Consider the following 12,826-nt stretch of genomic DNA (forward strand, 5'->3'; position numbering starts at 1 on the left):
GGAAGGACCCCCGCATGTCCGCCATCGGCAGTCAGCTCCTCGAAACCCCCGAACGCCGCGCCCTGCGCCAGGCCGTCGGCGACCTCGGCCGCCGCTACGGCTCCGCCTACTACCTCGCCAAGGCCCGCGCCGGCGAGCCCGCCGACGAACTGTGGGCGGAGGCCGGCAAGGCCGGCTACCTCGGCGTCAACCTGCCCGCCGAGTACGGCGGCGGAGGCGGCGGCATCACCGACCTCGCCATCGTCCTGGAGGAACTCGGCACCGCCGGCTGTCCGTTGCTGCTGCTCATCGTCTCACCGGCGATCTGCGGCACGGTGATCGCCCGCTACGGCACCGAGGAGCAGAAGCGGCGCTGGCTGCCCGGCCTCGCCGACGGCAGCCGCCGGATGGCCTTCGGCATCACCGAGCCCGACGCGGGCTCCAACTCGCACCGGATCTCCACCGTCGCCCGCCGCGACGGCGAGGACTGGCTGCTCACCGGACGCAAGGTGTTCGTCTCCGGCATCGACCACTGCGACGCCGTCCTGTTCGTGGCCCGCACCGAGGACGCGCGGACCGGCAAGCTCAAGCCCTGCCTGTTCGTCGTCCCGCGGGAGACACCGGGCTTCGAGTACCGGGCGATACCGATGGAACTCGTCGCCCCCGAGAAGCAGTTCCAGGTCTTCCTGGACGACGTGCGGCTGCCCGCCGACGCCCTGGTCGGCGACGAGAACGCCGGCCTGCTCCAGCTGTTCGCGGGCCTGAACCCGGAGCGCATCCTCACCGCCGCGTTCTCGCTCGGCCTGGCCCGCCAGGCCCTCGGCAAGGCCGTCGAGTACGCGAAGACCCGCACCGTCTGGTCCACCCCGATCGGCGCCCACCAGGGCCTGGCGCATCCGCTCGCCCAGTGCGCGGTGGAGATCGAGCTGGCCCGGCTGATGACCCAGAAGGCCGGGCTGCTCTACGACGAGGGCGAGGACCTCGCCGCCGGGGAGGCCGCCAACATGGCCAAGTACGCCGCCGGCGAGGCCGCCGCCCGGACCGTCGACCAGGCGGTGCAGACCCTCGGCGGCAACGGCCTCACCCAGGAGTACGGGCTGGGCGCCCTGCTGGCCGCCACCCGGGTCGGCCGGGTCGCCCCGGTCAGCCGCGAGATGGTGCTCAACTACGTCGCCCAGCACACCCTCGGCCTGCCCAAGTCGTACTGAGTCACCGGCCGGGGACGGCCGTGCGAACACCGCGCTGCCTCCCGTACGCGGCGCCCGGGCCGGTGCGGGACGGCCGGCCCGCGGCGGGTGACGGCCCGGTGTGGGTGACGGCCACCGGAGTGGTGTCGCCGGGCCGGCGGCGGGGGAGGGACGGGGGCGCTCCGGGGCCGGGACCGCGCCAGGGGGCGGGCGGGCGTGGTGCGGCGGCGTCCGGGCGGGCGCCCCCGGGAACACACGTGCCACGCGAGCTCCGCCCCCGGTTCCCCACAATGGCCCAGCCTGCCCCCTGACTGTCCGTATGCTCCTGAACGCGCACCGCACGCAGGTTTAGTTGCCGCGTCAACTTCCTTACTGGAGGCATGCCTTGGTGTTCCGAAGCGAGTTCCCGGACGTCCCCGTGGTCGACCTGCCGGTCCATGACGCGGTCCTCGGCGCCGCGGCCCGGTACGGCGACCGGCCGGCCCTGATCGACGGCCTCACCGGGGAGCACGTCAGCTACGCGCAGCTCGCCGCCGCCGTCGAGCGGGTCGCCGCCGGCTTGGCCGAGCTGGGCGTGCGCCGGGGCGACGTCCTCGCCCTGTTCAGCCCCAACTCGACCGTCTACCCGATGGCCTACTACGGCGCCACCCGGGCCGGCGCCACCGTCACCACGGTGTCCTCCCTGGCCACGCCCGCCGAACTGGCCGGCCAGCTGTGCGACAGCGGCGCCCGCTGGCTGGTCACCGTGTCCCCGTTCCTGCCCACCGCCCGTGCGGCCGCCGAACTGGCGGCCGGGCAGGGCCGCCCGCTGACCGAGATCGTCGTCCTGGACGGCGCCGACGGCCACCGCTCGCTCGCCGACCTGCTCGCCGCGCCCGGCCCCGCCCCCGAGGTCGCCATCGACCCGGGCGAGGACGTCGCCGTGCTGCCCTACTCCAGCGGCACCACCGGCCTGCCCAAGGGCGTGATGCTCACCCACCGCTCGATCGCCACCAACCTCGCCCAGTGCGACGCCCTCTACCGCCCCGCCGAGGGCGAGCGGGTGCTCGCCGTCCTCCCCTTCTTCCACATCTACGGCCTCGCGGCGCTGCTCAACCAGCCGCTGCGCTGCGGCGCCACCGTGGTCGTGCTGCCCCGCTTCGACCTGGAGCAGTTCTGCCGGGCCGTCGAGGAGCACCGGGTGCAGGCCCTGGTGGTGGCGCCGCCGATCGCCCTGGCCCTGGCCAAGCACCCGGCCGTGGACCGGTACGACCTCTCCTCCGTCGAGTACCTGCTGTGCGCCGCCGCGCCGCTCGACCGCGAACTCGCCGACGCCTGCGCCCGGCGCCTCGGCCTGCCGCACCTGCTCCAGGGCTACGGCATGACCGAGCTCTCCCCGGTCACCCACGTGGTCTCCCCCCGGGAGGGCGACCCCCCGCGCGGCTCGGTCGGCCGGATCGTCCCCTCCACCGAACTGCGGGTCACCGCCCTGGACGGCTCCGCCGGGGACCTCGGCGCGGGGGAGCGCGGAGAACTGCTGATCCGCGGCCCCCAGGTGATGAAGGGCTACCTCGGCCGCCCCTCCGCGACCGCCGCCGTGATCGACGCCGACGGCTGGCTGCACACCGGCGACGTCGGCTACGTGGACGAGCGCGGCTACCTGTACATCGTCGACCGGGTCAAGGAACTGATCAAGTACAAGGGCTACCAGGTCGCCCCCGCCGAACTGGAGGCCGTGCTGCTCGGTCACCCCGAGATCGCCGACGCCGCCGTGATCGGCGTGCCGGACGCCGACGGCACCGAGTGCCCCAAGGCCTTCGTGGTCCGCACCCCGGGCAGCGCCCTGACCGCCGAGGAGGTCACCGGGTACGTCGCCGGGCTGGTCGCCCCGTACAAGAAGGTCCGCGCGGTGGAGTTCGTGGACGCCGTCCCCAAGTCCGCGGCCGGCAAGATCCTCCGCCGTGAACTGCGCGCCCGCGAGGCCGAGCGCGCCGCCGTCCACTGAGCGGGCGGGCCCCCGCGGACGAAGACCGGTGCCCGTCTGTGAGGATCGACCCACCGCGCCCCCACCGGAACAGGAGCCGCCCGCAGCCATGGCCAGCCACGCCGCCGCCCGCACGCCCCAGCAGGACCGCAGCCGCGCGACCAGGGCCCGGCTGCTCGCGGCGGCCGTGGACTGCCTGGCCGAACTCGGCTGGAACGGCTCCACCGTCACCGTCGTCGCCGAGCGCGCCGGCGTCTCCCGGGGCGCCGCCCAGCACCACTTCCCGACCCGCGAGGACCTCTTCACCGCGGCCGTCGAGCACGTCACCGCCGAGCGGCTGGCGGCCGTCCGCGCGCACGCGGACGAGCTGCCCGCCGCCGGCCCCGACCGCACCCGCGCCGTGGTCGACATGATCGTCCGCCTCTACACCGGCCCGCTGTTCCGCGCCGCCCTGCACCTGTGGACCGCCGCCGCCACCGAGGAGGCGCTGCGCGAGCGGATCATCGCCCTGGAGGGGCACGTCGGAAGAGAGGCCCACCGGGCCGCCGTGGAGTTCCTGGACGCCGACGAGAGCCGCCCCGGCGTGCGCGAATCGGTGCAGGCCACCCTGGACCTCGCGCGCGGGCTGGGCCTGGCCAACCTGCTCACCGACGACAGCCTCCGACGTTCCGGAGTGATCCGGCAGTGGGCGGGCGTTCTTGAGAGTACGCTGCGCCCGGTACGCCCATGACGCCCGTACATCCGGAGCGGCCGGACAACCCCTGACCAAGGGGTCGCCGGGCGGCTGATGTCCGTGCAGTCTGGAGAAGAACCCCGGCCGGCACGGACCGCGAGGCCCACCCGGCCGGGCACGAGCCGAACCGGGGTGCTGCCTGATCATGCACGGACACGAGTGGGACGCGACCGACGCCGCGCGCACGGCACCGGGCGGCACTCCGGCACGTCCCGAGGGCGACGGCCACGACGGCGAACGCCACGAGGGCGAACACCCCGGAGGTGAGCACCGCGGGGGTGATCACCACGGGAGTGAGCGCCACGAGGGCGAACACCCCGAAGGCGTACTGCCCGAAGGCGTACTCCCCGAAGGCCACCGGCTCGTCCCGCTCGCGACGGCCCTGCTCCAGGACGACGGCCTGATCCTGCACTGGAGCGAGGACGCCGAGGCCCTGCTCGGCTACACCAGCGAGGAAGCCGTCGGCAGCTACGCCGCCCAACTGCTCACCGACGGCGGCGACCGCGCCGAGGTGCTGGACCTCTTCGAACGGATCATGACCGGCAGCGGCTGGTCCGGCGTCTTCCCGGTCCGCCACCGCGACGGCCACAAGGTCGACCTGGAGTTCCGCACCTACCCCATCGCCGGCCCGGCCGGCACCCTGCTGCTCCTCGCCACCGCCTCCGACACCCGCGCCCTGCACGCCGTCGAGGCCGACCTCGCGGTGCTGGACGGCATCTTCGGCCGCTCCCCGATAGGGATGGCCGTCTACGACACCGACCTGCGCTACGCCCGGATCAACGAGGCGCTCGCCCGGATGAACGGCGTACCGGTCGCCGCTCACCTCGGCCGGCGGATATCCGCGGTGCTCCCCGGCATCAACACCGCCGAGATCGAGCAGATCATGCGCCAGGTGCTGCGGACCGGCAAGCCCGTCGTGGACGCCCGCTCGCACGGCCGCGTCCCCGGCGACCCGAAGCGGGACCGCGCCTGGTCCGCCTCCTACTTCCGCCTCGAAGACTCCACCGGCCGGGTCTTCGGCGTCTGCTCCTCGATCATCGACGTCACCGAGCGCTTCCAGGCCGAGGCCCGCGCCTCCCGGGCCCAGGAACGGCTCAGCACCATCGCCGAGGCCACCGCGCGGATCGGCACCACCCTCGACCTCCAGCGCACCGCCGAGGAACTGATCGAGGCCGTCGTCCCCCGGTTCGCCGACTTCGCCACCGTCGACCTGCTGGAGCCGGTGCTGCGCGGCGCCGAGCCCACCCCGATCCCCACCGACCGGACCGTCACCCTGCGCGCCGTCGCCGTCGGGGAGAACTACGAGACCGGGCTCGCGCACGCCGTCGACGTCGTCGGTGAGACCTCCGAGTACGCCCCCGACCGCAGCTACACCCAGTGCCTGCGCAGCGGGAAGCCGCTGCTGCGGGCCCAGGTGGACGAGGAGGTGCTGCGCGGGCTCGTCTCCAGCGAGGACCGGGTGGCCCCCGGGATGGCGGCGGGCATCCACTCGTACCTGATGGTGCCGATCACCGCCCGGGGCATGGTGCTCGGCGGCTCCGAGTTCATCCGGATGCGCAACCCGGAGCCCTTCACGGCCGCCGACGTCGCGCTCGCCGAGGAACTGGTCGCCCGCACCGCGCTGGCGCTCGACAACGCCCGGCTCTACCGGCGCGAACGGGAGACCGCCCTGACCCTGCAGCGCAGTCTGCTGCCGCAGGAGGTGCACCGCACCCTCGGCCTGGAGATCGCCTACCGCTACCTGCCCAGCAGCGTGGTCAGCGAGGTCGGCGGCGACTGGTTCGACGTCGTCCCGCTGTCCTGCGGGCGGGTCGCCCTGGTGGTCGGCGACGTCATGGGCCACGGCATCCGGGCCGCCGCCACGATGGGCCAGCTGCGCACCGTCGCCCGGACCCTCGCCACCCTGGACATGCCGCCCGAGCAGGTCCTCACCCGGCTGGACGAGACCGCCTCCGGAATCGGCGAGGGCCAGTTCGCCACCTGCATCTGCGCGGTGTACGACCCGCTGGAGCGCACCGTCCAGGTCGCCTCGGCCGGGCACCTGCCACCGGTGCGGGTCGCCCCCGACGGCACCGCCGAGCGGGTCGACGTGCCGCCGGGCGTACCGCTGGGCGTGGGCGGCGTCGCCTTCGAGTCGATCGAGTTCACCATCCCCGAGGGCGGCATGGTCGCGCTCTACACCGACGGCCTGGTCGAGCGGCGCGGCCAGGACCTGGACGACGGGATCGACCTGCTCGCCCGCACGCTCTCCGGGCCCGGCCGGACCCTGGAGGAGAGCTGTGACGCCGTCCTCGCCGCCCTCGTCACCGACGGCACCGAGGACGACATCGCGATGATCATGGCCCGGGTGCTGCCGCTGCCCGCCGACCGGATCGCCACCCTCCCGCTCAGCGGCGGCGGCCGGCTGCCCGGCAAGGCCCGCCGCTTCACCCGCGCCACCCTGGAGTCCTGGGGCCTGTCCGCGCTCACCGACTACGCCGAACTGCTCGTCAGCGAGCTGGTGACGAACGCCCTGCTGCACGCCGACGCGCCGCGCCGGCTGCGGCTGTTCCGCGACCGGGTGCTCACCGTCGAGGTCTCCGACGCCGGCGGCCAGACCCCGCAGCTGCGCCCGTTCGCCGAGCAGGACGAGGGCGGGCGCGGGATGTTCCTGGTCAGCGAACTCGCCCAGCGCTGGGGCAGCCGGCTCACCCGGGACGGCAAGGTCGTCTGGGCGGAGCTGGAGCTGCCCTTCGGGGCGAAGTAGCGGCGCCGAGCGCGCGGGAACGGCCGCTCCCCTCGGGGGAACGGCCGTTCTGCTGAGCTAGGGAGGGGGTGTCACGCGCCGGTCCTCGGGAGGGCGGGTCAGGCGTGGACCTTCTCCGCCGCCCCGGCAGGCGCCTCGGCCGGCTCGGTGGGCGCGTCGGCCGCCTGGGCAGGCGCGCAGGCCGCGTCCGCCGTCTCGGCCGGGCTGCCCGCCGCGCCGTCCGGCCCGGCGAGTCCGCGCAGCAGGCGCCAGGCCATCACGGCCGCGCCGACCAGCAGCGCGGCGGCCAGCAGCCCGGCACCGTTCATGCCGCCGACGAAGACCTGCTTCGCGCTCGCCAGCAGCGGCTGCGCCACCTCCGCCGGCAGGCCCTGCGCCACCTCGACCGCCGAGCCGAGCGACTCGCCAGCCCGGGCGGCGGCCGCCGGGTCCGTCCCGGCCGGGACGACCAGACCGTTCGCGAAGACCGAGCCGACCACCGAGCCGACCAGGGCGATGCCGAGCGCGGTGCCCAGCTCGTACGCCGTCTCCGAGACCGCCGAGGCGGCACCGGCCTTGTCGGCGGGCGCGGCGCGCAGCACCAGGTCGGCGCCGAGCGTGTAGACCACGCCCTCGGCCGTCCCGACCAGCAGGAAGGAGGCGGCCAGCAGCAGGTAGGTGGTGTCCTGCTCCAGCCAGCCGAGGGCGCCGACGCCGAGACCCATCGTCAGCAGACAGGCCGTCAGTGCCGTGCGGGCGCCGAAGCGGCGGGCCACCCGGGCGGTCAGCAGACCGCCGACCACCGAGCCGGCGAAGGCCGGCAGCTCGGCCAGGCCCGCCTGGAGCGGCTGGTAGCCGCGGACCAGCTGCAGGTACTGCGAGACCACGAAGATCACGCCGGAGAGGCCGACCAGGGAGATCAGCGAGGCCGAGACCGCCGCGGTGAACCGGCGGTCGCGGAACAGCCGGACGTCGAGCAGCGGGGTCTCCAGCCGCAGCTGGCGGCGGACGAAGCCGGTCAGCGCGGCGGCGCCCAGTACGAAGGCGACCGGCACGTCCCAGCGGGTCACGCCGTGTGCGGCGGCCTCCTTGATCGCGTACACCACGCCGATCACGCCGGCCATCGACAGCACGACGCTCAGCACGTCCCAGCGGCCCGGCTTCGGGTCCTTGGACTCCGGCAGCAGCCAGGCGCCGAGGCCCAGCAGCAGGAGCAGCACCGGGATGTTCATCAGGAACACCGAGCCCCACCAGAAGTGCTCCAGCAGCACCCCGCCGACCACCGGCCCGAGCGCGGCGCCGGCGGTGGCGGCCGCGCCCCAGATGCCGATCGCGGTGGCCCGCTCCCGGTCGTCCGGGAAGAGGCTGCGGATCAGCGACAGGGTGGACGGCATGATCGTCGCCCCGGCGACGCCGAGCAGCGCGCGGGCCAGGATTAGCCAGCCCGGGCCGGGTGCGTAGGCGGCCAGCAACGAGGCCGCGCCGAAGGCGGCGGCACCGGCCAGCAGCAGCTTCTTGCGGCCGATCCGGTCGCTCAGCGCGCCCATGCTCACCAGCAGGCCGGCGAGCACGAAGGAGTAGGAGTCGCCGATCCAGAGCAGCTGGGTGCCGCTGGGGCGCAGCGTCTCGCTGATCGACGGGATGGCGAGGGACAGGACGGTCGCGTCCAGCGCGACCACGGTCACGGCCAGGACGAGGACGGCGAGGCCGGTCCAGCGCTGGCGGGCGGTCAGGGAACTCATGGCGTATCGGTGTCCGGTCTGCAGTCGGAGGTGCTGCGGTCCGTGGTGCTGTGGTGTGGGGTACTGCGGTCCGTGGTGCTGTGGTGCGGGGTGCGGGGTGCGGGGTGCGGGGTGCGGGGTGCGGGGTGCGGGGTGCGGGGTGCGGGGTGCGGGGTGTGGGGTGCGAGGAGCTGTGGTGCGGGGCGCGGTTTCAGGTGCTGCGCGGTGGGGCGTCGGTGGTGGTGGGAGCGGGGGAGGGGGCGTCCGGTCTGCGCAGTGCGCCCCCGAGGAAGAGCTCGGCGAGCGAGAATGCGGCGTCGCGCGGGGCGAGCCGGCCGTCCTGGATGGACCAGCCGACGCCGGCGACGAGGTCGAAGAAGGCCTCGCTCAGCCAGGCGGCGCTCAGCTCGATGCGGAACACGCCCTGCTGCTGGCCGCGCAGGAAGAGCGCGTGCAGCCGGGCGATCTGGAGCTCCCAGAGGTCGTTGATCTCGTCGTTGTCGTAGAGCTGGTTCTCGCCGGCCAGGAAGGCGCAGAGCATGGCGTCCGGGACGGAGGCGTCCACCAGGCGGCGCAGCGCGGCCTCGGCGTCGCCCTCCTCGACCCCGGCGGTGTCCAGCGCGGCGGCGAACCGGCGCAGGCCGAGCAGGCCGACCTCGCGGATCAGCGCCTCGCGCCCGGGGAAGATCCGGTGCAGCGTGGCGCGGCTGATGCCGGCGGCGCGCGCGATCTCGTCCAGGTGGGCGGTCGGGCGGCGGGAGAGCACGCCGACGGCGGCTTCGAGGACGGTGTCGCGGTCGGTGGCCATGAGTCGAGTGTAGTTCATGTGAGACATGGATGTCTCAGAATTATGTGGAACGTCTCAAGCGAGCCTCGGATGACCCTCGACCGACCTGTCGGCGCACGGGTTCCGGGCAGCAAAAAACCGGGGACGGTGGGTACCGTCCCCGGTCGGGGTGCCGCCGCGCCGCCGCGCCGTGGCGCCGCGGCTCAGCTCCGGCCGGCTCAGCTCTGGTTGTAGAAGCCGGTCTCGTCGAGCGGGCGGTCGATCACCATCACCTCGACGTCGGCCGGGGTGAGCAGGAACACCCGGCGGGCGATCCGCTCGATGCCGCCCCGGGTGCCGAAGATCAGACCGGAGGCGAAGTCGACCATGCGCTTGGCCTCGGCCTCCGCCATCTCGGTGAGGTCCATGACCACCGGGATGCTCGCCCGGATGTGCTCACCGACCGTGCGGGCCGCCTCGAAGCCGGTCGGCCGCAGGGAGACGATCTTCGCGGGCGCGGCGACGGACGGCGCCGTCTCCTGGTCCACCCACTCGTCGTCGTACACCGCGGCCGGGTAGTTCCCCGAGGGCATCAGCCACCCGTTGTGGTGCTCGTCGCGAAGTGCTCCCATGCCGCGCCTCCCTGTCCCGTCCCGTCTGGTCCCCCGGGGGTTGCGTGCCGTTTCTTGACACGTCATCCACTCGTCGGAACTGTCCGAGTATCGCACTGTTCACCGGTCCCGTGCCCGCTCGCGACCCCCGTACGAGTCGTGCCGCGCCGGAAACCCGGGCGGACCCGGGCAAAAAGAGCGGACGCGGCGCAGCGCCGTACGGTTGCGCGCGTAGACCATATCGGTCGCGGTCACCGCTTAATTGACCTTCTGTCAACAATGCGGAAACGATTTCACCCGGCGGATCACTCGCCGGTCGAGCCGTCCACCAATTCGCGCAGAAGATCGGCGTGGCCGTTGTGCCGCGCGTACTCCTCGACCATGTGGGCGAGGATCCAGCGGAGCGTCACTTCCTCGCCGCGGCGCGGTCGCTTGCCGACGGTGTCGAGCGGCAGACCGGCGGCCGCGCGGCGGGAGGCCTCGACCTCGGCGCGCCAGGTGGCGAAGTCGGCCGCGACGTCGGCGGTGTCGACGTTGTCGAAGTCGCCGTCCGGGTCGGCCTCGGTGCAGTAGTGGCCGCCCTCGACCTCCTCGCCGCGCAGGATGCACTGGAACCAGTACCACTCCACCTCGGCCATGTGCCGGACCAGGCCGAGCAGCGAAAGGTTGGACGGAGGGACGGAGCGCAGGCGCAGCTGGTCGTCGGTCAGTCCCTCGCACTTGAGCGCGAGGGTGTGGCGGTGGTAGTCGAGGAAGGCGGTGAGGGTGGCGGCCTCGTCGGCGGCCATCGGCGGGTCCACCCGCGGATCGATGTCGGTCATGCGGGCCATCCTGGCGCCCGGCGCGGCAGGGGCGCGAACGATTTGTTCCGCCGGTCGGCCGGCCCGTCGGCCGCTCAGGCGGCCGTCGCCCGGCGGCGGGCCCTGGCCGCCCGCCAGAGCCCCGCCGCGCTGCCGAGGCCGAGCAGGGCGATCAGGCCCGCCGACACCAGGAACGCCGCCGAACCGGGCTCGCCCGCGCTGGCGGCCGCCGTCACGTACACGGCCGTGGTCGGCACCGCGCCGATCGCGGTGGCGAGGACGAAGGGCAGCGCGCCGGTCCCGGAGAAGGCGGCGCCGAAGTTGATCGCCTGGAACGGCACGCCGGGCAGCAGCCGCAGCACCAGCACGCTGCGGAAGCCCTGCTCGGTGAACCGCCGGTCCAGGGCGGCGAGCACCTTGCCGCGCAGGTGGGGGCGCAGTGCCTCCCGGCCGAGGCCCCGGCCGAGCCCGAAGGCCATGGCGGCGCCCAGGGTGGTGCCGAGCACCGCCATCGCGAGGCCCTGCTGGATGCCGAGCAGCAGACCGGCCGCCGCGTTCAGCGCCGGCCGGGGCACGAAGGCGAGCGTGCCCACCGCGTACACCAGGGCGAACAGCGGCGCGAACCAGTAGCCGGGCATCCGGTCCGCCAGCCCGCCGGAGAGCAGCTCCGTGGGGCTCCACAGCAGCAGCGAGCCGGCCGCCGCGCCGAGCAGCGCGATCAGCAGCGCCAGCCGCCACCAGGCGGAACGCGGGGCGGCGGGGGGTACGGGGGTGGAACCGTGCTCGGACATCCGCCCGAGCCTAACCGGGCCGACCGGCCGCCGGCCCACCGGGCCGTGCTGCCACCGGGCCGTGCTGCCGCCGGGTCGCAAGGCCGTCGGCGGCCGGGCCGACCGGCCGCCGACGGAACGCGGGATCACGGGATCAGCGGATCACGGGATCAGCTGTACGGGTCCTTCTCGGGGTTGTAGTGCCAGAACTGGTTGGGAGTGCCCTGGTACCCCCACTGGATCACCGGGGTGCCGGGGGCCAGGGCGCCGCCGTAGACGTCGAGGACGAGGCCGCTGTGGGCGTTGACGATGCCGCGCGGGGTGCCGGGGTGGCCGACGGGCGGGTCGCTCCACTTCTGGTTGCTGCCGCCGTTGCAGGTCCGCTGGTCGGCCTGGGTGCCCCAGGCGGTGCTGCCGTCGGGGATCTCCAGGCACTTGCCGCTGTGCAGGTTGATCCAGCCGTCGGCGGTCTGGGTCCACTTCTGGTAGTCGCCGCCGGTGCAGGTCCCGATCCGGACCAGGGCGCCGTCGGCGGTGCTCCCGTCGGCGACCTCCAGGCAGAGGTTCGGCGGCCCGGCCAGGGGCCGGATTTCGGCGGGGCCGAAGTCGTCCGCGGCTGCGGGGGCCGCCGGGGCGGCGTGGGCCACCGCGGGGGCGGCGAGGGCGGTGGTGGCGAGGACGGTGGCTGCGGCGACGAGCCGCGTGCGACGGAACATCGGTCGACCTCCGGTGGTGCGGTTCAGCGCGACCGGGCGAGGAACTCCAGCAGACGGTGCCAGGAGTCCCGGGCAGCGCCGAAGTGTTCGACTGCCGACATTTCGAAGAAGTTGTGCGGGGCACCCGGATAGGTGACGAACTCGTGCGGGTGGCCCGCTCCGGTGAGGGCCGCGTCGAAGGCTTCGACCGCGGCGGACGGGATGTGCTCGTCGGCGCCGCCCCAGAAGGCCAGGATCGGGGCGGTGAGGTCGGCGGCGAGCTGGGTGGGCCCCGGGGCCCCGTTGATCGTGTCGGGGTGGCCGTAGTACCCGACCGCGCCGGTCAGGCCGAAGCGCGGTGCGGCGGCGCGGAAGGCCTGGCGGCCGCCGAAGCAGAAGCCTAGCGCGACCACTTCGGCCGGGCCATCCGTGCGCAGTCGCTCCAGGGCGGCGGTGAGGTCGGCGTCCAGGCCCTCGGGGGTGAGCGCGAGCAGGTGGGGGAGCAGGTTCGGCAGTTCGCCGAATTCCGGCGGGCGGTTTTCCGGAAAGGCCCCGGCGGTTCGGCCGTAATAGTCGAGGACGAGCGCCGGGTGCCCCTGTTCGGCGAGCCGCTCGGCGGTCTTCCGGTAGAAGCCGGAAAGGCCCTTGTTGTCCGGGAGGACGAGCACGCCGACCCCGGTGGTGACCCCCGGGCGGGCCAGGAAGGCACCGAACTCGGTGCCGTCCGCGGAGGTCAGGGTGAGCGGTGCGGCTTCGGCCGGGGGCCGGGCGGCGGGGGAGAAGGCGGGCGGGGCGGCGTCCGGGTCGTAGCACACGGGAATCCCTCTCGCGGATCGCGAAAACCGCCGGGCGCGGCTGCGCCCGACGGTCGGTGAT

At 74.2% G+C, this 12,826-nt stretch carries 11 protein-coding genes; 4 read left to right on the forward strand and 7 right to left on the reverse strand.

What is annotated here, in order from left to right; genetic code table 11:
- The first annotated feature begins 14 nt into the window (after positions 1-14).
- The 4 genes from ACIGG8_RS40595 to ACIGG8_RS40610 all read left to right on the forward strand — a co-directional run bounded on the left by ACIGG8_RS40595 (position 15) and on the right by ACIGG8_RS40610 (position 6,608).
- Positions 15-1,187 carry an acyl-CoA dehydrogenase family protein gene (locus ACIGG8_RS40595; protein WP_396553597.1) on the forward strand — a complete coding sequence of 391 codons (1,173 nt, stop codon included), beginning with the start codon at positions 15-17 and terminating at the stop codon, positions 1,185-1,187.
- Between the two features lie 364 nt (positions 1,188-1,551).
- The gene (locus ACIGG8_RS40600) at positions 1,552-3,150 is read left to right on the forward strand and encodes a 4-coumarate--CoA ligase family protein (RefSeq protein ID WP_396553598.1); all 1,599 of its coding nucleotides are present in this window, start codon (positions 1,552-1,554) and stop codon (positions 3,148-3,150) included.
- 88 nt (positions 3,151-3,238) lie between these two features.
- Positions 3,239-3,859 carry a TetR/AcrR family transcriptional regulator gene (locus ACIGG8_RS40605; RefSeq protein WP_396553599.1) on the forward strand — a complete coding sequence of 207 codons (621 nt, stop codon included), beginning with the start codon at positions 3,239-3,241 and terminating at the stop codon, positions 3,857-3,859.
- Between the two features lie 148 nt (positions 3,860-4,007).
- Entirely contained in the window at positions 4,008-6,608 is a 2,601-nt protein-coding gene (locus ACIGG8_RS40610) for a SpoIIE family protein phosphatase (protein ID WP_396553600.1), read from the forward strand.
- Positions 6,609-6,706: 98 nt separating this feature from the next.
- On the opposite strand, the gene ACIGG8_RS40615 is transcribed toward ACIGG8_RS40610, so the two are convergent.
- The 7 genes from ACIGG8_RS40615 to ACIGG8_RS40645 form a co-directional block, all read right to left on the reverse strand.
- A complete protein-coding gene (locus ACIGG8_RS40615) occupies positions 6,707-8,329 on the reverse strand; it encodes an MFS transporter (protein ID WP_396553601.1) in 1,623 nt (540 codons plus the stop codon).
- A gap of 190 nt (positions 8,330-8,519) precedes the next feature.
- Positions 8,520-9,116: a TetR/AcrR family transcriptional regulator gene (locus tag ACIGG8_RS40620; protein WP_396553602.1), complete on the reverse strand. Its 597-nt coding sequence runs from the start codon at positions 9,114-9,116 to the stop codon at positions 8,520-8,522.
- 197 nt (positions 9,117-9,313) lie between these two features.
- Complete coding sequence (locus tag ACIGG8_RS40625; RefSeq protein WP_396553603.1) at positions 9,314-9,706, reverse strand: cell division protein SepF; 393 nt, start codon at positions 9,704-9,706, stop codon at positions 9,314-9,316.
- Positions 9,707-9,990: 284 nt separating this feature from the next.
- The gene (locus ACIGG8_RS40630; RefSeq protein ID WP_396553604.1) at positions 9,991-10,506 is read right to left on the reverse strand and encodes a DinB family protein; all 516 of its coding nucleotides are present in this window, start codon (positions 10,504-10,506) and stop codon (positions 9,991-9,993) included.
- Positions 10,507-10,580: 74 nt separating this feature from the next.
- A complete protein-coding gene (locus ACIGG8_RS40635; RefSeq protein WP_396553605.1) occupies positions 10,581-11,276 on the reverse strand; it encodes a TVP38/TMEM64 family protein in 696 nt (231 codons plus the stop codon).
- Positions 11,277-11,425: 149 nt separating this feature from the next.
- On the reverse strand, positions 11,426-11,971 hold the full coding sequence (locus tag ACIGG8_RS40640; protein WP_396553606.1) for an RICIN domain-containing protein: 546 nt from the start codon (positions 11,969-11,971) through the stop codon (positions 11,426-11,428).
- 23 nt (positions 11,972-11,994) lie between these two features.
- Positions 11,995-12,765, reverse strand: a complete 771-nt coding sequence (locus tag ACIGG8_RS40645) for a dienelactone hydrolase family protein (RefSeq protein WP_396553607.1) — start codon at positions 12,763-12,765, stop codon at positions 11,995-11,997.
- Positions 12,766-12,826 lie beyond the last annotated feature (61 nt).

The organism is Kitasatospora sp. NPDC085464, from assembly GCF_044541955.1.
In the GTDB taxonomy this organism is placed as follows: Bacteria; Actinomycetota; Actinomycetes; order Streptomycetales; family Streptomycetaceae; genus Kitasatospora.